The following is an 18,449-nucleotide window of genomic DNA, read 5'->3' as shown; positions in this document are numbered from 1 at the left end:
GCCATGTCCGGGCATGAACGTTCCTGCGGTACCGGTCGCCTGCTGATGGGCGTCGCCTGGGTGATCCTGCTGCTCGGGCTGTGGATGTGGGGCCGCGAGGTCACCGACGTACGCCCGGGGATCTCCGCGCCGACGACCGGCGACATGGCCGCCGTCGGGCGCCCCCCGACGGCACAACTTCCATCTGCCGCGACGCCGTTGAAGCAGGCCCTGCCGCTGCGCGTCGACATCCCCGACCTGAGCGTGCAGGCACCGGTGGTGGCGCGCGGACTGGACGCGCAGGGTGCCGTCGACCCGCCGCCGTTCGACGAGCCGGGGGTGGTCGCGTGGTACCAGGGCGGGGTGACCCCGGGGGCCGCCGGGACCGCGCTGTTCGTGGGGCACGTCGACACCCGGAGCAAGCCCGCCGTCTTCTACCGGATCGGCACCCTGCGGCCGGGCGCAGCGGTGCGGGTGGTCCGCGACGACGGCAAAGTCGCCGAGTTCACCGTCGAGAGCGTCGAGGTGCTCTCCCGTGACCACTTCGACGCCCGGCAGGCTTACGGGCAGCGCGAACCCGGCCGGGCCGAGCTGCGGCTGATCACCTGCGGCGGCACCTACGACAAGGCGAGCGACTCCTACTCGGCCAACGTGATCGTGTCGGCGTACCTCACGAGTGGCTCACCGTGACGCGGCGGGTATGTCACGATTGGTGCGGAACGCGGTACAGCCAAGGGGGAGTTGGATGTACGGGACGAGGGGTGTGGGGGCACGCGTCGCCGCGGTGGCCGCGGTGGGAGCCGCCTTGCTGCTGACCGGGTGTTCCTCTTCCGGGGGCGGGGGCGAGGACGAGAAGGGCGGCTCGGGTGGCAGGATCACCCAGCAGCCGAAGGCGTCGGACCCGTTCTGGGTCAACCCGGACGGGAACGCGGCACGGCAGGTCACCGCGTACGAGAAGGCCGGGAGGTCGGCGGAGGCGGACCAGATCAGGAAGATCGCCGAGCAGCCGACGGGGGAGTGGATCGGCCCGGAGAACCCGGAGGCGGAGGCGCGGGGCTTCACCGAGGCCGCCGAGAAGGCGGACCGTACGGCGATCCTGGTCCTCTACAACATCCCGCACCGCGACTGCGGCCAGTTCTCGCAGGGCGGCGCGGCCGACGGCAACGCCTACCGGGCGTGGATCGACGGCGTGGCCCGGGGTATCGGGGACCGGCACACGACGGTGGTCCTCGAGCCGGACGCCGTCCTGCACATGGTGGACGGGTGCACACCGGACCAGTTCCACGAGGAGCGCTACGACCTGCTCAAGGGCGCGATCACCAAGCTGAAGGCGCTGAGCAACACGCGGGTGTACCTGGACGCCGGCAACGCGGGCTGGCAGCACCCGGACGAGATCTTTCAGCCGTTGAAGCAGGCGGGCGTCGACCAGGCGGACGGCTTCGCGGTGAACGTCTCCAACTTCTACTCGACCGAGGACTCGATCGCCTACGGCAAGCAGTTGTCGGCGAAGGTCGGCGGCAAGCACTTCGTGGTCGACACCAGCCGCAACGGCAACGGCCCCTACACGGACGGCGACCCGCAGCAGCGCTGGTGCAACCCACCGGACCGGGCCTTGGGCGAGCCCCCGACGACGAGGACGGCGGACCCGCTGGTGGACGCCTATCTGTGGGTGAAACGCCCGGGGGAGTCGGACGGCACCTGCAAGGGCGGCCCGAAGGCGGGGCAGTGGTGGGCCGACTACGCGCTGAAGCTCGCCACGGCCAGCAAGTAGCGCCGGCCGGTGGCGCCGGCTGACGGCGCCGGCGAGGAGTGCCCACCATGACAGTGGGGGCGCCCTCCGTGGCGGAGGGCGCCCCCGTCTGCGTACGAGCTACGGCACCTTGACCCACTGCGCCACCGACGGCGTCCCCTGGTCGTCGTCGGCGAACAGCATGTACCAGCCCGGAAGGACGAGGTTCCGGTTCTTCGGTACGGTCACCGTGAGCTTGTCCCCGGACGCCTTGAAGTCGAGGGCGATCGACCGCTGGTCCACGTCCGTGACATGCGTCGACGCACTCGGCCGGATCAACCGCACCTTCCGGATCACCGACGCGTGCTGCGAGGTGTACGTCCCGGAGGCGCCCGGTGCGATGGTCTGCGGCCCGCCCGACAGCGACGGCCGGCCGTCCCGGTACAGGTACGGCGGCGTGTAGATCTCGACCCGCTGCTCGAACTTGCCCGGCTTGGTGTTCGCCTTGTCGCCGTACAGCGAGTCCGAACCGAAGAACATCACCCGCCCGTCGGGCAGCAGGATCGAGCCCGAGTGGTAGTTGCGGCCCACCAGCGGGTCGGCGACCCGCTGGAAGGTGTTGCTGTCCGGGTGGTAGATGCGCGCCTGGAGGATGTCGGAGTCGCTGCGGCCCCGGTAGTCCTCCGAGCCGCCCGAGACGAGCACCGTGTCGTCGGGCAGGACGGAGGACTGCGGGTAGCGCGTGCCCTTCTCCAGGGACGGGCCGTCGACGAACCTCGGACTGCTGTCCTTGAGGTCGATCAGCCGGGTCTTCCTGCTGGACAGCTTGGACTCGCCGACCCCGCCGCCGCCGATCACCATGTACTTCTCGTCCTGCGCGGGCGGCAGCAGCACCGTGCCGGACGTCTCCATCATGTTCGGGTCGCTGAGCCCGGGCAGCTTGGTGAACTTGTTGGTGTCGACGTCCCAGATGCCGGGGTCGCGGCCCACGTTGTCCGGTCCGTAGCCCGCGTTCGAACCCGAGTAGAAGATCTTGCCGTTCTGCATCAGGAACAGCGCGGGGTAGGTCGGGAACTGACGGATCTTCGGGGTGTACGTCCACTTCCTCGAATTGGGGTCGAAGACCTCGTTCTTGCCGGGGACGAGCTGCCCGATGTCGTCGAGCCCGGAGACGCTGAGGATCTTCCCGTCGCTCAGGGTGGTGAGCGTCGGGTACCAGCGGGCCTCGTTCATCGGGTCGACCTTGATGTACTTCTCCGCGACCGGGTCGAACTCGTAGGCGTCCCGGATGCCCTGGAAGTCCTTCTTGTCGAGGGCGAGCTTCTGCGCGATGCCGTAGGTGTTGCGTGCGTCGGCGCCGGTCAGGCCCTGGATGCGGTAGTTGTCCTGGGTGCCGGTCTCGTACTTCGCCCCACTCCTGACCGCCTCGACGTAGATACGGCCGAGACCGGGGTCGTTGCGCAGGAACTTCCCGGTCTTCTTGTCGAAGACCTTCGTCGCGCGCGGTACGAGCACCGGGTCCTTGGACACGAAGGTCTTGCCGTTCTCCCTGCCCTTGAACGCGGTGCCCGCGGGCAGGGTGATCGGCTTGTCCGGGTTCTCGTTGTGGACGATCATCAGGCCGCCGGCCTTGGTGACGTCGCCCTTCAGCTTCTCGTACCGCTTGGTGCCGCCCGCGATCAGGATCTTGCCGTCCGCGAGCTGGGTGTGGCCCGTGCAGAACAGGTCGTTCGGTGTGGGCACCTTCTTGATGGTGCCCTTGACCGGGTCCCAGATCCGGGTGTCGAACTGCTTCTTGTCGAAGTTCTCCTGGCTGTTGCCCGACCCGGCGATCATCAGCACCTTGCCGGTGTGCAGCAGCACCGCGTGGATGGTGTCCTGGCGGTACTCCTTGGGGAACTCGACGATCTGCCAGTGCCCGTTCTCCGCCTTGTACTCGGGCTTGTTGATGACGTAGTCGTGGTACTGCGCCGTCCCGAAGCGGTACAGCCACGGGCCGTTCATTCCGCCCAGCGCGAGGACCACCGCCGTGCCGAGCGCCAGCCGTCGAGCGCGACGGCGGCCGGCCTGGTCATTCATTTCTTGCGTCCCCCGAGAGCGATCTGCATGGTCTGGTCGTCGTGTCCGGCCAGGACGGGCCGCTGCCCCGGTGTGTGCGTCCCGGTGGGCTGGTGCGGTGTCACCGCGGTGTCCTGCGGCTCGTCCGCCGCGGCCGGCTTCTTCTTCGCCTGCCGCAGGGTCCAGCGCCAGGCGACGATCGGTGAGGCCGTGATCAGCAGTGCGAGCGCGGCCCAGGTGATCATCGCGGGGTGGGAGTGGCCGAGGAGGAGACCGGCGACGATCGAGCCGCCGAAGACCAGGATGAAGAACAGGTGGATCCGGAACGTCCCGAACAACGTGTCGGGGCTGGCCGAATCGCCCTTGGGGGTCACCACGAACCTGCTCTTGCGGCGCAGCACCGCGTCCATGAGCGAGCGGGCGTACACCGGCGCGGAAAGCGCCGACATCACCATGCCCGCCACACCGCCGGAGCCCTCCGGCTCGTGCGGGGAGACGTTGTGCCGGCGGTTCCAGATGTACAGGCCGATCTGGAGGGCCGACGCGTTGCCGTACAGCATCAGCCAGACCGTCGGGTCGATGTTCACACCCGATGCGCCGATGCCCAGGAACAGGGCGCAACTCAGCGCCGCGAGGATCCAGTTGAGGGCCGACATCGGATAGAAGATGATCATCATGGTGTAGTTGAAGAGCCTGCCGGGCGGCAGTGAGAAGAAGCCCTTCCAGTACTGCTTGAGGATCGTCTCGTACGTGCCCCGCGACCAGCGCAGCTGCTGCGTGAAGAAGTCGGTCCAGGCGGCCGGGCCCTCGCCGACCGCGAGCACGTCCGGGGTGTAGACCGACTTCCACTTCCTTCCGGTGGCCGGGTTGCGGTGGCGGTGCATCTCGAACCCGGTCGCCATGTCCTCGGTGATCGAGTCGTACAGACCGCCGATCTGCTTCAGGGCGCTGATCCGCACGGCGTTGGACGTGCCGACGAACATGGGTGCGCCGTAGCGGTTGCCGGCGCGCTGGATCAGCGCGTGGAAGAGGAACTGCTGCGACTCGGCGGCCTTGGTGACGAAGGTGTCGTAGTTGCCGTACACCTGCGGGCCGATGACGAATCCCACGTCCGGGTCACGGAAGTAACCGAGCATCCGCTCGAGGTAGTTGGGCAGCGGCACATGGTCGGTGTCGACGGAGGCGAAGTAGTCGTAGTCGTCACCGTGCGCCTCCAGCCAGGCGTTGTAGTTGCCGTGCTTGGTCTTCGCGCGGTGCGCTCCCGTGGGCCGGTTCCACTTCTCGACGCCCTTGCGGGTGAAGTGGTGCACACCCAGGCGCTCGCAGACCCGCTTCACCTCGGGGTCGTCGCCCTCGTCGAGGAGCCAGACATGCAGAAGGCCCCGGTGGCGCAGCCGGACGGCGGCCTCCAGGGTCTTCGTCACCATCGACAGCGGTTCCTTGCCGGGCACGTAGGTGGTGATGAACGCGACTCTGCTGCCGGTCTCGGGCACCACCGGGACCGGGTCGCGGGCGACCAGGGTGGCGTGCGCGTTCGACAGTACGTTCATGCACCGGAAGAACTCGATCAGGCCGATCGAGACCAGCATCACGATGTCGAGGGCCGGCAGGAAGTCGTAGGCGGGATAGTCGCGTTCGGTCCAGTGTTCGGGCTGCAGCAGCCAGGCGAGCAGGATCAGCGACAGCAGCGGCGCGGCGCCCAGCATGAGGGCGGCGCGGATGCGGTGCGGCTCCTGGGAGAGCAGCGAGCGGTACTGGACCTTGTACGGCTTGGTCGGGTCGGGTTCGGTGAGAGGACCCGCCAGCCGGCTGTAGTGCTCGTAGTCGTATCTGGGCAGTGTCCGTTTGATCCGGTGGATGGTGCCGGTGTGGCCCGTTCGGTGCGACACCACCCTGAGCCGGGTCGTCTCTGACGGGTCGAAGTCCTGCCGGGCGCCCGTCGGCGTCGACGTCATGAGTCATCCCCCCGCACGCACAGGTGCGTGTGTGTTTTTGCTGGCTTTCGCCCGCTTTTGGTCCCCCTCGACCTTGGCGGACGAATCAGTGACAGGTCGGCGTCACCGCGTCATCTACACGATATCGACACGAAGAGCGACCTTCCGGTTGCATGACGCCCCCCTCGGCGTCCGTTTCTGCGGGGCCCCCATCCCCGTGCCTGGCAACCGGTCCCTACCCCCAACTGCCATGCAACGGCAGTCCCTTGCAGCCCAGGGTTCTACGGCGTCCGGCTTGATCGCAAGATGCGAAACGCGGTGTTTACAGGTCATACCGACTCAATGGGTAGTTTCTTGGTGCCTTGTGGTGCGGTTGCGGCCACTCGTTCACGGATGTTGAGGAAGTGGTTCCATACGGCGCCACCGGCTCCGCCTGGCCCACGGGGCGGAACGGTGGCACCGCAGCGGGGGTGCCGGTGCGCCGGAGGGGCGACCGTGGCGGGTGCGGGAGGGGGTACCTCAGTGCCGGGCCGTGCGACCGCGGGCGGACCTGACGGGAGCGCGGTATGCGTTGGGCGGGGACCGCGAGGGGCGGCCGGGAGGGTGCCGTACCGGGGGCGGCCGGGAGGGTGCCGTACCGGGGGCGGCCGGGAGGGTGCCGTACCGGCTGGGCGGCGAGGCGGACGGACCTGCAGAGGGGTGCCGTACTCGCGGGGCGGGGAGGCGGACGGACCTGGATGGGGGTGTGGGTGGCGAAGCCCCCACAACGCGCGGCGAAGCCGCGCAAAAACAGAGATGGCGAGACCGGTTCGCGCTTTCCGCGAACACGCCTCGCCATCGCCATCGTGCGCCGCCAGGGACTCGAACCCCGGACCCGCTGATTAAGAGTCAGCTGCTCTAACCAACTGAGCTAGCGGCGCCTGCTGACCCGGAGAACTCTACCCGACGCCGGACGGTGCTGCTGACCACCCCAGGGTTCGAGGAGGCCTCCGTCCGGAGGGACCGGTACCCGTGCGAATGACTTCGCTTACATCATTCGGCCCGTCACCCTGTGCTTTCCCGGTGCGCATGGGTAACTGACGAATGTGCAGAAAAGAGGACTAAGACGACTAACGGCGCAAATTCCCCCGAATGCCGACAGGGAGTGTGAGGGACGTCGCATGGAGACACCGGTATTCGAGGAATTCGAACCCATGGATGACTGCGACTGCCCCGGCTGTGTGCGCCGGCGCCGCGTCGTCCCCCCTTCCTCCGTCGTCGGGGGATCCCGCCGCCCGCCGGCTCGCACGGCCCTGGCGCTGGTCGCCGCCACGGGCACGGCGCTGGGCATGGTCCAGGCGATGCCCGCCGTCGCTGCCACCCACGCGCCGCCCGCCCAGCCCGGACCACCTGTGCCGTCCGTGCCGTTCGTGCCCGCGAGTGACCAGCCTCAGGACACCCCGCAGGGGAAGACCGCGCCACTGCACGGCCCGGCCAGCGGTCCGAACCTGACCGCTGCGGCCACGACGACCCGCGCCGACATCATCAACCGGGCCAAGAAGTGGATCGACGCCCGGGTCCCGTACAGCATGGACGACTACTGGTCCGACGGTTACCGGCAGGACTGCTCCGGCTTCGTCTCGATGGCCTGGAACCTCGGCTCCAACGAATGGACGGGCAGCCTCGACAAGTTCGGCGTGCGCATCACCAAGGAGCAGCTGCAGCCGGGTGACATTCTCCTCTTCCATAATCCCGACAATCCGGAGAAGGGCTCGCACGTCGTCATCTTCGGCGGCTGGTCGGACTACAAGCACACGGACTACATCGCCTACGAGGAGACCCCGCCGGGCGCTCGCCGCAAGGTCACCCCGTACGCGTACTGGTCGAACTCCGGCCGCTATGTGCCCTACCGCTACAAGAACATCACCGAGACCAAGGAGAGCACCCAGGGCAAGGAAGCGCCGATCCCCGGGCCGACCGTTCCCGGGGTGCCCGGCGTCTCGGGCGTTCCCGGTGTCCCCGGTGCTCCAGAAGTCTCCGGGGTCCCCGGCGTTCCGGGCGTCTCCCCGGTTCCGGGTGTCCCTGGTGCCCCCGGACTGCCGGGTCCCGGCGACTCGACGCAACCGGCGTCGGGGACGGGCGGCAAACGCCCGGTGATCGCGACTCCCGGCCGGTCCGTCGACGGAGTCGGCGCCCGCGCCCTGCGGAGCGCCCCCGCGCCGCAGGCGCCCGACTACCCGGGCCGGGACCTGTTCCGCCCCGGGGCGGACAACCCGCACGTCGCCCTGCTGGGCCGGAAGCTGGTCGAAAAGGGGTTCGGCGCGCACTACACCGACGGTCCCGACGCGCGCTGGGGCGAGGCCGACCGGCGGAACGTGGAGGCCTTCCAGCGCGCCCAGGGCTGGAGCGGCCGTGGGGCCGACGGCTTCCCGGGGCCGGAGACCTGGCGACGGCTCTTCTCCTGACGCATGTGGAGGCACGAATGACTACGACGACATCACCGACCCCGGAGCAGGAGGAGGAGCCGGAGGGTGCCGACGCGCGGCCCGGCCGGGTCATCCACAGCGAGTCGACCACCGAGATCCCGGTGCATCTGCTGTTCCGGAAAGGTCCCGACACCGAGCCGCTGCCACTCGCCCCGACCGTCGTGGGACGGCGGCTCGGCACCGGTGAGCAACCGCGGGTCCAGGTGCCCGCCGCCCCGAGGCGGCAGGTGCCGATGGTGGACCCCGAACTGATCGAACGGCCCGCGCGGGTGCTGCCCTGGACGGCGGGCCTGCTGGCCGGGATCGCCGGTGCGGCCGGTTGCGTGGCCGCCTCGTGGTGGGCCGGCGTCCTGCCGCGGGCCATGGTGCGCGCGCTGGACCTTCCGCCGGTCTCGGGCACGAGGCTCGGGCTCGCACAGTGGGCCGCGTACGCCGTCGCGGGCGCGCTCCTCCTGTTCGGCTTCGGCGGGCTCAGCCGTGGGGACACCGGGCGCGCCTGGGCCCTGTCGCTGTTCGGGCGCTACCGGGGCACGGTGCGCCGCACCGGCCTGATGTGGGTCAATCCGCTGGTGCTGTGCCGCCGGGTCGACGTAAGACTGCGCCACTGGCGCAGCGAGCCGATCCCCGCGGTGGACGCCAACGGGGTCGCGCTGCGGGTGGTGGTGCTGGTGACCTGGCAGGTCCGGGACACGGCCCGCGCCGTGTTCGGCATCGACGACCACGAGACCTATCTGCGGGAGTGCGTCGAGTTGGCGCTCGCGCGGGTGCTGCCGCAGGTGCCGGCCGACCTGCCGGCGGTGGCGGACGTGGTGAGCCTGCGCAATGTCGAGGCGGTCGGTGACACGCTGACCCGCCTGGTCGCGGCGGACGTGGCGTCGGTCGGCCTGGAGGTGTTCTCGGCCCGGCCGACCCGGATCGAGTACGCCCCCGAGGTCGCCGCCCGCATGCAGCGGCGCCGTATCGACGCGTTCGACGCGGAGCACCGTGACGCGGTGATCGGCTCGGTCCTGGACGCGGTGGAGGAGACGGTGACCCGGCTGACCGCGCGCGGCCTGGCGGACCTCGACGACTACGAACGCAAGGCGCTGGTGCGGGACCTGACGGTGGCGTTCTGCACGGGACGGGCGGGCGACGGGGGGTGAGGCGGGCGTCGGGCTGAGGTGTGCGCCGCCCCGGGGAGGCGGCGCCTGCCGACCACGGCGGGCGCCGACCGGGCGGTGCGAACAGGCTCCACGATCGGTGTGCGATTGGTATGGACATGTTCAACTGGCGGCAATAATCTGAGGCTTGGTCTAGACCTGCACGGCTCACTGAACTCCCCCACGTTCACAAGGAGCGGCAGCATGCGCACCAGGACCAGGTTGTACGCCGCCGTGCTGGGCCTCGCGACCGCGGGAGCCTTCGTGCTCTCCACCGGCGGCGCCAGCGCCCACGGCTACACCGACCAGCCCCTCAGCAGGCAGAAGATGTGCGCCGCGAACGGCGGCATCGTCACCGGCTGCGGTGACATCCAGTGGGAACCGCAGAGCGTCGAGGGCCCCAAGGGCTTCCCGGCCGCCGGCCCCGGCGACGGCCGGATCTGCTCGGCGAACCACACCAACTTCGGCGCGCTCGACCAGCCGAGGACACCCTCGGGCGCGCCCTGGCCCACGACGAAGGTGACCGGTGGGCAGAGCTACACCTTCCGCTGGCAGTTCACCGCCTCGCACGCCACGACCGACTTCCGGTACTACGTCACCAAACCGGGCTGGAACCAGAACCACGCACTGACCCGCGCGGACCTCGACCTCACCCCGTTCCTGACCGTGCCGTACAACGGTCAGCGCCCGCCGTCCACGCTCACCCACACCGGCACCCTGCCGACGGGGCTGAGCGGCCACCACGTGATCCTCGGCGTGTGGACGATCGCGGACACGGGCAACGCGTTCTACTCCTGCGCGGACGTCACGTTCTGAGCCCGGATCCTCACCTCCCGAGCTCTGAGGCTTTCTTGAGCCGATCCGCCACCCCCCACGGGTAGGTTCCGCACACCGGCGGCGACGCGCCGGTGTGCGGAACCAGACCTGTGACCTCGGGGGGAACCCATGGACGCGATGCTCTACGTCGTACCCGTACTGATCACGGCCGCGGCCGGCTTCCTGGGGTACCGGGTGGTGTACCGCTGGCTGCAGATCAGAAGCGCGTGGAACAGCGGGCTGACGGCCGAGGGGCGCTGCCTCAAGGCGTACACGACCGTCCACGGCGGCCGGAACGACACCTCCGTGCGCACCACGCTGCACCACGTCTACGAGTTCACGACGCGGGACGGCGTCGCCATCCGGTTCGAGGAGGAGGGTGGCCCGGGGACGACGGTCGAGGGCGACATCGTCACCGTCCACTACGCCGAGGCCCGCACGGGGGTGGTGGCGACCGCGCGCCCCCCGAGGCGGGGCAGGCAGGCGGTGGCCACCGCAGGCGTCCTGGGTTTCCTCTGCGGGATCGTCGTGTTCTGCGTCGGCTTCATGGCCACGGTCGCCGTGGACCTCCACAGCTGACGGTCGGGCCGGCGCGCCGGACGCCGCCCGGGCCCCCTCGGCGCCCCGTGGCCTCCACCACCAGCGCAAAAGGGGCCCCTCGCTTTCGCGAGGAGCCCCTTGTCGTGCGCCGCCAGGGACTCGAACCCCGGACCCGCTGATTAAGAGTCAGCTGCTCTAACCAACTGAGCTAGCGGCGCAGACTCCGTCGCTTTCGGCTTTCGCTCCCGGCGACAAAAGAAATACTACCTGGTCCCCGGGGGTGCTCGTGACCACCCCTGCGGACCATCCGGGATCGCTCAGATCGTGAGGGACAGGACCACCGGGGCCGCGCCCCTGTTCAGCCTCTCCGCCGCCTGCCGGAGCCGGTGGGCGTGCTGGACCGGCAGGGACAGGGCCAGGCAGCCGACCGAGGAGCCCGCGGTGATCGGGACGGCCGCGCAGACCGTGCCCACCGCGTATTCCTGCAGGTCGAGCACCGGAACCGTCGGCGGGTGGGCGTCCAGGCGGGACAGCAGGACCTTCTCGCTGGTGATCGTCCGCGAGGTCAGCCGGGCCATCTTGTACCGGGCGAGGTGGTCCCGGCGGCCGTTCACGTCGAGCTGGCCGAGAAGGCTCTTGCCGACCGCGCTGGCGTGGGCCGAGGAGCGGAAGTCCACCCACTCGTGCACCGCGGGCGCCAGCGCGCTCGCGGCGCACTGGGTGATCCGCACCTCGCCGTCGATGTAGCGGCTGATGTACACGGCGGCACCCACCGAGTCGCGCAGCCGGTCCAGGGTGCGCTGGAGCTGCTCGCGCAGTGCCTGCTCATGGCCCTGGGCGGAGCCGAGTCGTCTGAGGGCGGCCCCGGTGACGTACGCGCCGTCGAGCGTCTGCTCGACGTACCCCTCCCGGCGCAGCATCCGCAGGAGGGAGGTCAGCCGCTGGCTGCCGAGACCGGTGTGGCGGACCAGCTCGACGTCGGTGACACCGGTGGAGTGCCGCGCCACGGTCTCGAGGACGCGCAGCGCGTCCTGGGCCGAGTGGTACGGGACGGTCGGCTCATGGGTCAGCGCCACGGTCTCCCCCTGCGCTTTTTGGGCCATCCTCGGGACAGCTGGGCTGCCTCCACGATACGGCTCAAACGCGCGCCGGGGAGCGGGTGTTGCGCAACTTTGCGGCGGCTTGGGCCCGCTCAGCAGGAACGCGCCACTCCGGCATATGCCGAGGTCATGTCTCGCGTGCCGGGACCCGGAGAGGGCCGTCGCCTTCACTTCCCGTAGTCACAGCACTGCGCTGAGGAATTCCCGCGTGCGTGTGTGCTCGGGCTCGCTGAAGATCTTGTCCGGGGGAGCGGCCTCGATGACGTGGCCGGAATCAAACATCAGGACCCGGTCGGAGATGTCCCGCGCGAAGCTCATCTCGTGGGTCACACAGAGCATCGTGATGTCCGTGCTGTGGGCGACGTCACGGAGCACGTCGAGGACACCGGCCACCAGTTCCGGGTCGAGCGCGGACGTCACCTCGTCAAGCAACAGCACCTGCGGGCGCATCGCGAGGGCGCGGGCGATCGCCACGCGCTGCTGCTGGCCGCCGGAGAGCTGGCTCGGGTACTTGTCCAGGTGGTCGCTCAGCCCGACCAGGTCGAGCAGCTCGCGCGCCCGCTCCTCCGCCTCGTCCTTCGACAGGCCGAGCACGGTCACCGGAGCCTCGGTGATGTTCCGCAGCACCTTCATGTTCGGGAACAGATTGAACTGCTGGAAGACCATCCCTATGTTCTTGCGGATCTCCCGGACCTGTTTCTCGGGCGCCGGGTACAGGCGCTGTCCGCCGACCGTGATCGTGCCCTCGTCGGGCTTGGTCAGGGTCATCAGCAGCCGCAGGATCGTGGTCTTCCCGGAGCCGGACGGGCCGATCAGCGTCACGTGCCGGCCGGCGTCGACGGAGAAGTCGAGCCGGTCGAGGACCGTGTGGTCACCGAACCGTTTGGTGACCTTCTCGAGGCGGATCAGCTCGCCGGAGTCCGCCTGCGGGTGGGGATGGGCGTCGGGTTGCTTCATCAGGGGGGTGTCAGCGGACAAGGCGTCGCTCCAGTGCTCGCAGGAGGAGGGAGGCGGGGTAGGAGATCAGGACGAAGGCCACACCGATCACGGTGAGCGGCTCGGTGAACTGGAAGTGCTGCTGGGAGAAGAGCCGCGCCTGGCCGAGCATGTCGAGGACGGTGATCGCCATCAGCATCGGCGTGTCCTTCAGCATCGCGATCACGTAGTTGCCGAGCGCCGGCACGACCCGGCGGATCGCCTGCGGCAGGATCACCGCCGTCCAGGTGCGCCGCGTCGGCAGGCTCAGCGCGGTGGCCGCTTCCCACTGGCCGGCGGGCACGGCGTCGATACCGGCCCGGTAGACCTGCATGGTGTACGTGGAGTAGTGCAGGCCGATCGCCACGACACCGGTGGTCAGCGCGGAGAAGGTCAGGCCCCACTCGGGCAGCACGTAGAAGAGGAAGAACAGCTGCACCAGCAGCGGGGTGTCGCGGATGAACTCCGTCACGACGCCCACCGGCCAGCGCACCCACCGGGTCGGTGTGCGCATCAGCAGCGCCCACACCAGACCGACCGCGAACGAGATCAGCGAGCCGAGGGCGAGCGCTTCCAGGGTGACGAGCAGGCCGTCGAAGAAGTGCGGCATGAAGGCGCGGACGGCGCCCCAGTTCCAGGTCATCGGACACCACCTCCGACCGGCTGCCGCACGACGGCCCGGGGCCGGGGACGCGGCGCCTTGCCGATGCCGGCCTTCAGGCGGTGCTCGAGGCCCCGCATCAGCCGGGTGAGCAGGAAGGCGATCACGAAGTAGATGAGCAGGACGTAGGTGTAGATCTGCGCGCTCTCCTGAAGTGCGAGACGCACCAGGTTGCCGCTGAACGCCAGGTCGCCCATGCCCATGATCGACACGAGTGCGGTGCCCTTGAGCAGTTCGACCAGCAGGTTCGAGAACGGCGGGATCATCTCCGGCACCGCCTGCGGCAGCAGGATCTTCCGCATCCGCTGCCACGGGGTGAAGCTCAGCGCGATCCCGCCCTCACGCTGCGCGGGATCCACCGAGTTCAGGGCCCCGCGCACGATCTCCGCACCGTACGCCCCGTACGTCAGACCCAGCGCGAGCGTGCCCGCCCACAGAGGCACGAGCTGCCAGCCGAAGGCGAGCGGCAGCACGAAGAACACCCAGAAGATCATGATCAGGGCGGAGGTGCCGCGGAACACCTCGGTGTAGAAACCGGCGAGGAAGCGGACGATCCATCTGCGATGGGTGCGCGCCATGCCGACGGCGAAGGAGACGGCCGTCGCGAGCAGGGCGCCGAGCACCAGGAGCTGGATCGTGGTCCAGACGCCTTTCAGTACGAGTTCCCACAGTCCCGGGGTCATCCGCGGCAGAGCTCCTTCGCGGTCATGTCGGTCATCTCGGCCTTGGTGAAGCCGAACGGGCGCAGGATCCGGAAGAGTTCGCCGCTCGCCTTCATCTTCCTCAGCTCGGCGTTGAAGGCGTCCCGCAGCCGGGTCTCGGTGGGCCGGAACGCGAAGCCACCGCCGTCGACGTGCGGTTTGCCCTTCACCAGGGGCGCGAAGGGCTTGGTCGCCTCCGCCTTGCCCGACTTCTTGACGACCTCGCGGACCGTCAGCGCGGTCCCGGCGAACACGTCGACGCGGCCGGCCTCCACGGCGTTCAGGCCGGCCACCTGGTCCGTCACGATCAGCATGTCGCTCTGCTTGTAACCGGCCTCGACGGCGTACTGGATCTCCGCGTACCCCGTGCCGGTGGCCAGTTTCGCCTTCTTCGCGACGACGTCCTTGTAGTCGTGCAGGCCCATCGGATTGCCCTTGCGCACGATGAACGCGTCGAGCATCTGGTAGTCGGGGTCGGCGAAGATGACCTGCTGACAGCGCTCCGGGGTGATGTACATCCCGGCGGAGACCACGTCGAACTGCTGGGAGTTCAGACCGGGGATCAGTGAGCCGAACTCGGTCGGCACGGGCTGCACCCGGTCGATGCCGAGCCGCTTGAAGACGACCCTCGCCAGCTCGGGGGCCTCACCGGTGAGACGGCCGTTCTTGTCGATGTAGCCGAAGGGGATCTCGCCGGCGATGCCGAGGCGGACGACGCCCTGGGCCCTGAGCCGGCTGAGCAGGTCGCCGCCGGGCGTGCTCGACGCCGCCGCGACACGGCTGCAGCCGGCCGCGCCCAGTGCGCCGAACGCGGCGACACCGGCGAGCAGCGACCGGCGGGTGGTTCCGGGTTGCCCCGGGTCGTACGTCCGTGCATTCGTCCGTGGGGGAGCCATGGGCGCGCAGCTACCCGGGACCATGCGATGTATTCAGGCCAGTTCCGGCCCCGATCGTCCTCGGCGGCCCGAACCGGAGGCCGCCGCTTCGCTTGACCGGGGCGCTGACCAGCGGCGACGGCGACCGGGCGGCGGCTCAGTGGCCGGGAACGTATCCCCGTTTCTTGTCCACCACGTTCAGCAGCGGTTTACCCGCGGCCCAGCGTTCGTACAGCGCCAGGAACTGGGCGCCGAGCTCGTCCGGACAGCCGACCGTGTCACCGCTCATGTGCGGGGACACCAACAGGTCCGGCACCCGCCACAAGGGGCTGTCCGGGCCGAGCGGTTCCTGCCGGAAGACATCGAGGGCCGCGCCCGCGATCCACCGCTTCGTCAGCGCCTCGGCCAGTGCCTCCTCCACCACGAGCTGCCCGCGTCCCACGTTGATGAACCGTGCGGACGGCTGCATGACGCCGAAGCGGCGGGCGTCGAACATGCCGTACGTCTGCTCGGTCAGCGGCGCGGCCGCGATCACCCAGTCGGCGCGGGCCATCAGCCGGTCCAGGTCGGCCGGGCCGTGGATGCCGGTGCGCGGGACCCGGCCCACGATCGACGTGGTCACCTCGAGCGCCTTGAGCGTACGGGCTATCGTCCGCCCGATCGGTCCGGAACCGACCACGCACGCGCGCGTGCCCGCCACCCGCAGCGCCTCCCGGTGCCGCCACTCACGCTCCCGTTGCAGGTCCCAGGTGCGCGGCAGGTCCTTGGCCAGGGCGAGGACGAGCGCGGCCACGTACTCGGCGACCGGCTGCTCGAAGACGCCGCGCGCGTTCGTCACCACCGTGTCCGACGCGGCGAGTTCGGGACACAGCACATGATCGACCCCCGCACTCGCGATGTGCACCCAGCGCGGGCGCGGCCCCTCGCCCGGCCAGGCGTCGCGCACCGCGCGGGAGGCGATGTCCCACACCAGCAGCACATCGGCGTACGGCAGCCGCGCGGCGAGCGTCGAGGCGTCCACGTGCTCGATCCGCGCCCGGCCGGTGAGCCGGCCGAGCCGAAGGAGCGGGTCCCCGTCCAGGACGAGCACGGTCGGGCCGGGCAGGGAAGCCGTCATGCTGAACCGTTCCTCGAGTTCGGCGGCGGCCGACAGCGGCCGACGGGGCGTCCGACGTGCGCGGATCGACCACGGTCGCACCGCGGCACGGTGCCGTCAACACGACCGACCAGGTGATGAGGGGGACGGCCCCGCCTCACCTGGGTACCCGCGCCATGGGTCACCGGCAGGCTCTGCTCGACGCGGCGGCACACCGGGGACCCGTACCGCCGAACGAACAGGAAGGTTGGGCATGACCGCACTCGGATTCCTCTACCCGGGCCACTTCGCCGAGGACGACTATCCGCGCATCGAGCAGTTGCTGGCCGGCGACATCCGGGTGGATCTCGTGCATACCGACGTCGGCGAGGACGCGCACCGCGCCGATCTGCTCCGGGAGATGGGCTCGCCGCAGCGTCTCGCCTCGAGCGCTCAGGAGCTGCGGCTCGCGGGCGCGGAGGCGGTGGTGTGGGCCTGCACCAGCGGCAGCTTCCTGCACGGCTGGGAGGGCGCCCACGAACAGGCGCGCACCCTCGCGCGCACCGCAGGGATGCCGGCGTCGTCCACCGCCTTCGGCTTCGTGCACGCCGCGCGGGAGATCGGGGCGCGGCGGCTGGCCGTCGCGGCGACGTACCCGGACGACGTGGCGCAGGAATTCGCCTCCTTCCTGCGGGCGGCCGGCGCGGAGGTGGTCGCGGTACACGCCGCGGACGCCGGAACGGCGGCGCAGGTGGCCGCTTGGGGCGCCGATGAGGTCCTGGCGCTGGCCCGTGCGGGCGACCACGCCGACGCGGACGCGGTCCTGATCCCGGACACCGCCCTCCACACGGCCGCGCACCTGACGGCCCTGGAGAAGGACCTGGCCAAACCGGTCCTCACGGCGAACCAGGTCACGGTGTGGGAGGCGCTGCGCCTGGTGGACCGCCGGGTGAACGCGCCGAGCCTGGGGACGCTGTTCACCCGGGAGCCGGTGGTGCAGGTGTAGGGGGCTCTCGGGAGCGGCAGCGGGAGCGGGGGCCTCCGGTGGGTCTCGGGGTCCTGGGTCTCGGGACCCGGGGTCTCAAGGGCCTGGAGCTGCGAGGCGGGGGTCTCCGGGGTGGGGATCCCCGGCGCCGATGTCTCCCGGGGCGTGGCGGGAATAACCGGAGACCGTCTCCTGTTACAGGTGTGAGAGACGCGACGCTCACGCAGGAGGCACAGCAGTGGACGAGATCCGAGGCACGGCACAGGGCACCGCCCCCGTCCCCCTGTCCGTACTGGACCTGGTCACCGTCGGCGCGGGCACCACCGCCACCGACGCCCTGCGTACCAGCGTCGCCCTCTCCCGGCTCGCGGAGTCCCGTGGCTTCCACCGGTACTGGGTTGCCGAGCACCACTCCATGCCGGGAGTGGCCTCCTCCTCGCCCGCGGTGATCCTCGCCCACCTCGCCGCCCACACCGACCGCATCCGGCTCGGCTCGGGCGGCGTCATGCTGCCCAACCACGCCCCGCTGGTCATCGCCGAGCAGTTCGGCACGCTGGAGGCCATGGCCCCCGGCCGTATCGACCTGGGCCTCGGCCGCGCCCCCGGTACGGACGGCGCCACGGCCGCCGCGCTGCGCCGCACCGAACGTCCCCCAAGCCTTGACGGCTTGGGAGGTGCCCCCATCCACTCGGGCGCCGACGACTTCCCGCAGCAACTCGCCGAGCTGACCCGGTTCCTCGACGACGACTTCCCGGACGGCCACCCGTACGCCCGTATCCACGCGGTCCCGGGCCCCGTCCAGGCGACCTCTCCGGGCGGCGTCCAGTCGCCGCACCGGCCGCCCATCTGGCTGCTCGGCTCCTCCGGGTTCAGCGCCCGCCTGGCCGGCATGCTCGGCCTGCCGTTCGCCTTCGCCCACCACTTCTCGGCGCAGAACACCATCCCGGCGCTCGACCTGTACCGCGACTCCTTCCGCCCGTCCGAGGTCCTCGACGCGCCGTACGCCCTCATCGGCGTCTCCGCGCTCGCCACCGACGACGAGAAGGAGGCCCGGCGCCAGGTCCGGGCCGCCGCACTGAACATGCTCCGGCTGCGGACGGGCCGCCCCGGCCTCGTCCCCACACCGGAGGAGGCGGAGGCGCACGAGTTCAGCCCCATGGAGGAGGAGTTCATCGGATCCTGGAACTCCAACGTCGTCCACGGGACTGCGGACGAGGTCCGCTCCGGCCTGGACGACCTCCAGAAGCGCACAGGCGCCGACGAGCTGATGCTCACGGCCAACGCCCACAGCGGCGACGTACGGCTGCGGTCGTACGAACTCGTCGCGGACGCGTATGGGTTGCCCGCGGCGGCTTGAGCCACCCGGCGTTCTTGCGGCACCCGAGGTCGGTCGCGCCGTCCCCGGGTGCCGCGCCCC

16 protein-coding genes and 2 tRNA genes are annotated in these 18,449 nt (G+C 70.2%); 8 read left to right on the top strand and 10 right to left on the bottom strand.

The features are described from left to right. Window positions 1-3 precede the first annotated feature (3 nt). Both ACFYZE_RS17070 and ACFYZE_RS17065 read left to right on the top strand, forming a co-directional pair. A complete protein-coding gene (locus ACFYZE_RS17070; protein WP_388993907.1) occupies window positions 4-669 on the top strand; it encodes a class F sortase in 666 nt (221 codons plus the stop codon). A 55-nt stretch (window positions 670-724) separates the two neighbouring features. Continuing rightward, entirely contained in the window at window positions 725-1,750 is a 1,026-nt protein-coding gene (locus tag ACFYZE_RS17065) for a glycoside hydrolase family 6 protein (protein ID WP_388993904.1), read from the top strand. 99 nt (window positions 1,751-1,849) lie between these two features. Here the strand turns inward: ACFYZE_RS17065 and ACFYZE_RS17060 are convergent, their stop codons facing one another. The 3 genes from ACFYZE_RS17060 to ACFYZE_RS17050 all read right to left on the bottom strand — a co-directional run bounded on the left by ACFYZE_RS17060 (window position 1,850) and on the right by ACFYZE_RS17050 (window position 6,620). Next, window positions 1,850-3,787, bottom strand: a complete 1,938-nt coding sequence (locus ACFYZE_RS17060; RefSeq protein ID WP_388993901.1) for a galactose oxidase-like domain-containing protein — start codon at window positions 3,785-3,787, stop codon at window positions 1,850-1,852. Next, complete coding sequence (locus tag ACFYZE_RS17055; protein WP_388993898.1) at window positions 3,784-5,721, bottom strand: glycosyltransferase family 2 protein; 1,938 nt, start codon at window positions 5,719-5,721, stop codon at window positions 3,784-3,786. The genes ACFYZE_RS17060 and ACFYZE_RS17055 overlap by 4 nt, the downstream gene beginning before the upstream one ends. Window positions 5,722-6,546: 825 nt before the next feature. Then, window positions 6,547-6,620 (bottom strand) — tRNA-Lys (locus tag ACFYZE_RS17050). A 240-nt stretch (window positions 6,621-6,860) separates the two neighbouring features. On the opposite strand from ACFYZE_RS17050, the gene ACFYZE_RS17045 reads away from it, so the two are divergent. The 4 genes from ACFYZE_RS17045 (at window position 6,861) to ACFYZE_RS17030 (ending at window position 10,699) form a co-directional block, all read left to right on the top strand. Further along, on the top strand, window positions 6,861-8,144 hold the full coding sequence (locus tag ACFYZE_RS17045) for a peptidoglycan-binding protein (protein ID WP_388993895.1): 1,284 nt from the start codon (window positions 6,861-6,863) through the stop codon (window positions 8,142-8,144). A gap of 17 nt (window positions 8,145-8,161) precedes the next feature. Further along, window positions 8,162-9,307 carry an SPFH domain-containing protein gene (locus ACFYZE_RS17040; protein ID WP_388993892.1) on the top strand — a complete coding sequence of 382 codons (1,146 nt, stop codon included), beginning with the start codon at window positions 8,162-8,164 and terminating at the stop codon, window positions 9,305-9,307. A 201-nt stretch (window positions 9,308-9,508) separates the two neighbouring features. After that, complete coding sequence (locus ACFYZE_RS17035) at window positions 9,509-10,120, top strand: lytic polysaccharide monooxygenase (protein WP_388993889.1); 612 nt, start codon at window positions 9,509-9,511, stop codon at window positions 10,118-10,120. 129 nt (window positions 10,121-10,249) lie between these two features. Further along, the gene (locus tag ACFYZE_RS17030; protein ID WP_388993887.1) at window positions 10,250-10,699 is read left to right on the top strand and encodes a DUF3592 domain-containing protein; all 450 of its coding nucleotides are present in this window, start codon (window positions 10,250-10,252) and stop codon (window positions 10,697-10,699) included. A gap of 105 nt (window positions 10,700-10,804) precedes the next feature. On the opposite strand, the gene ACFYZE_RS17025 is transcribed toward ACFYZE_RS17030, so the two are convergent. The 7 genes from ACFYZE_RS17025 to ACFYZE_RS16995 form a co-directional block, all read right to left on the bottom strand. Continuing rightward, a tRNA-Lys gene (locus ACFYZE_RS17025) sits at window positions 10,805-10,878 on the bottom strand. Window positions 10,879-10,977: 99 nt separating this feature from the next. Next, window positions 10,978-11,736 carry an IclR family transcriptional regulator gene (locus ACFYZE_RS17020; RefSeq protein WP_388993884.1) on the bottom strand — a complete coding sequence of 253 codons (759 nt, stop codon included), beginning with the start codon at window positions 11,734-11,736 and terminating at the stop codon, window positions 10,978-10,980. Window positions 11,737-11,940: 204 nt separating this feature from the next. Next, window positions 11,941-12,717 (bottom strand): ectoine/hydroxyectoine ABC transporter ATP-binding protein EhuA, encoded by a 777-nt coding sequence (ehuA, locus tag ACFYZE_RS17015; RefSeq protein WP_388993881.1) that lies wholly within the window; start codon window positions 12,715-12,717, stop codon window positions 11,941-11,943. 10 nt (window positions 12,718-12,727) lie between these two features. Continuing rightward, window positions 12,728-13,378: an ectoine/hydroxyectoine ABC transporter permease subunit EhuD gene (ehuD, locus tag ACFYZE_RS17010; protein WP_388993878.1), complete on the bottom strand. Its 651-nt coding sequence runs from the start codon at window positions 13,376-13,378 to the stop codon at window positions 12,728-12,730. Continuing rightward, window positions 13,375-14,079 carry an ectoine/hydroxyectoine ABC transporter permease subunit EhuC gene (ehuC, locus tag ACFYZE_RS17005; RefSeq protein WP_388993875.1) on the bottom strand — a complete coding sequence of 235 codons (705 nt, stop codon included), beginning with the start codon at window positions 14,077-14,079 and terminating at the stop codon, window positions 13,375-13,377. Before ehuC ends, ehuD begins: the two co-directional genes overlap by 4 nt. Further along, window positions 14,076-14,993 carry an ectoine/hydroxyectoine ABC transporter substrate-binding protein EhuB gene (ehuB, locus tag ACFYZE_RS17000; RefSeq protein ID WP_388993873.1) on the bottom strand — a complete coding sequence of 306 codons (918 nt, stop codon included), beginning with the start codon at window positions 14,991-14,993 and terminating at the stop codon, window positions 14,076-14,078. Before ehuB ends, ehuC begins: the two co-directional genes overlap by 4 nt. Window positions 14,994-15,129: 136 nt before the next feature. Continuing rightward, the gene (locus ACFYZE_RS16995; protein ID WP_388993870.1) at window positions 15,130-16,089 is read right to left on the bottom strand and encodes a D-2-hydroxyacid dehydrogenase; all 960 of its coding nucleotides are present in this window, start codon (window positions 16,087-16,089) and stop codon (window positions 15,130-15,132) included. 232 nt (window positions 16,090-16,321) lie between these two features. Here ACFYZE_RS16995 and ACFYZE_RS16990 point away from each other — a divergent pair, with 232 nt between their 5' ends. Then, complete coding sequence (locus ACFYZE_RS16990; RefSeq protein ID WP_388993868.1) at window positions 16,322-17,053, top strand: decarboxylase; 732 nt, start codon at window positions 16,322-16,324, stop codon at window positions 17,051-17,053. 217 nt (window positions 17,054-17,270) lie between these two features. After that, window positions 17,271-18,389, top strand: coding sequence for an LLM class flavin-dependent oxidoreductase (locus ACFYZE_RS16985; RefSeq protein ID WP_388993865.1), 1,119 nt, complete (start codon window positions 17,271-17,273; stop codon window positions 18,387-18,389). The last annotated feature ends 60 nt before the right edge of the window (window positions 18,390-18,449 follow it).

The organism is Streptomyces sp. NPDC001796 (assembly GCF_042892355.1).
Taxonomy (GTDB): domain Bacteria; phylum Actinomycetota; class Actinomycetes; order Streptomycetales; family Streptomycetaceae; genus Streptomyces.
The sequence above is the reverse complement of the archived record's forward strand: the minus strand, read 5'-3'. Positions and strand labels throughout refer to the sequence as shown.

What these genes read in the sequence shown, in the direction of transcription:
- ehuA (WP_388993881.1), bottom strand. Translation starts at nt 12,717, where the DNA reads ATGAAGCAACCCGACGCCCATCCCCACCCGCAGGCGGACTCCGGCGAG.
- ACFYZE_RS17070 (WP_388993907.1), top strand. Translation starts at nt 4, where the DNA reads ATGTCCGGGCATGAACGTTCCTGCGGTACCGGTCGCCTGCTGATGGGC.
- ACFYZE_RS16995 (WP_388993870.1), bottom strand. Translation starts at nt 16,089, where the DNA reads ATGACGGCTTCCCTGCCCGGCCCGACCGTGCTCGTCCTGGACGGGGAC.
- ehuC (WP_388993875.1), bottom strand. Translation starts at nt 14,079, where the DNA reads ATGACCCCGGGACTGTGGGAACTCGTACTGAAAGGCGTCTGGACCACG.
- ACFYZE_RS17035 (WP_388993889.1), top strand. Translation starts at nt 9,509, where the DNA reads ATGCGCACCAGGACCAGGTTGTACGCCGCCGTGCTGGGCCTCGCGACC.
- ACFYZE_RS17030 (WP_388993887.1), top strand. Translation starts at nt 10,250, where the DNA reads ATGGACGCGATGCTCTACGTCGTACCCGTACTGATCACGGCCGCGGCC.
- ehuD (WP_388993878.1), bottom strand. Translation starts at nt 13,378, where the DNA reads ATGACCTGGAACTGGGGCGCCGTCCGCGCCTTCATGCCGCACTTCTTC.
- ACFYZE_RS16990 (WP_388993868.1), top strand. Translation starts at nt 16,322, where the DNA reads ATGACCGCACTCGGATTCCTCTACCCGGGCCACTTCGCCGAGGACGAC.
- ehuB (WP_388993873.1), bottom strand. Translation starts at nt 14,993, where the DNA reads ATGGCTCCCCCACGGACGAATGCACGGACGTACGACCCGGGGCAACCC.
- ACFYZE_RS17055 (WP_388993898.1), bottom strand. Translation starts at nt 5,721, where the DNA reads ATGACGTCGACGCCGACGGGCGCCCGGCAGGACTTCGACCCGTCAGAG.
- ACFYZE_RS17040 (WP_388993892.1), top strand. Translation starts at nt 8,162, where the DNA reads ATGACTACGACGACATCACCGACCCCGGAGCAGGAGGAGGAGCCGGAG.
- ACFYZE_RS17065 (WP_388993904.1), top strand. Translation starts at nt 725, where the DNA reads ATGTACGGGACGAGGGGTGTGGGGGCACGCGTCGCCGCGGTGGCCGCG.
- ACFYZE_RS17045 (WP_388993895.1), top strand. Translation starts at nt 6,861, where the DNA reads ATGGAGACACCGGTATTCGAGGAATTCGAACCCATGGATGACTGCGAC.
- ACFYZE_RS17060 (WP_388993901.1), bottom strand. Translation starts at nt 3,787, where the DNA reads ATGAATGACCAGGCCGGCCGCCGTCGCGCTCGACGGCTGGCGCTCGGC.